A 528-nucleotide genomic window follows, 5' to 3' on the forward strand; every position below is an offset into this window, starting at 1 on the left:
TCAGCCTGGGCTGGACGTCGCTGACCAGCGCCCGGGTCGGCGGTCTGGCGCCCGCCACCGATCACCAGATCCGGCTCTACCGGCTCAACCCATGCGGTCCCGGATCGACCGAACTGGTCGGCTCGACCAGCGCCACGACCGCCGCCGGCGATTCCGCGCGGCACGGCCCGCCTACCGGCCTCACTGTCACCGGGCGCACCGACACCACCATCAGCCTGGCCTGGACCGCGCCGGCCGGATCGCCGCCGGACCGGTACGCGGTCTACGAGGGCGGCACCCGGGTCGCCGTCACAGTCGGCACCACGGCCACCGTCCAGCGGCTCTTCCACGCCACCTGGCACCGCTTCACCATCGCCACGCTCGATTCCGCCGGCAACGAGTCGGCGCACAGCCCAGCGGTGTCAGCCGGTACCGAGACCTGCCTGAGCAGCCCGCCCCGGCCGGTCGGGCTGACGGCGACCGCGCTCTCCCCGTCGTCGGTGCGGCTGGGCTGGACCTTCGACGCCACCGCCACCTCGTACACCGTCT

The 528-nt window shown here is 73.7% G+C and carries 1 protein-coding gene; it reads left to right on the plus strand.

The genetic code is table 11. The features are described 5' to 3' along the window. Positions 1–528 (plus strand): fibronectin type III domain-containing protein (locus ACFHWT_RS31440; RefSeq protein WP_416598336.1); only part of this gene is annotated, 528 nt, incomplete at both ends.

Source organism: Micromonospora sp. LOL_021 (assembly GCF_048060215.1).
In the GTDB taxonomy this organism is placed as follows: domain Bacteria; phylum Actinomycetota; class Actinomycetes; order Mycobacteriales; family Micromonosporaceae; genus Micromonospora_E.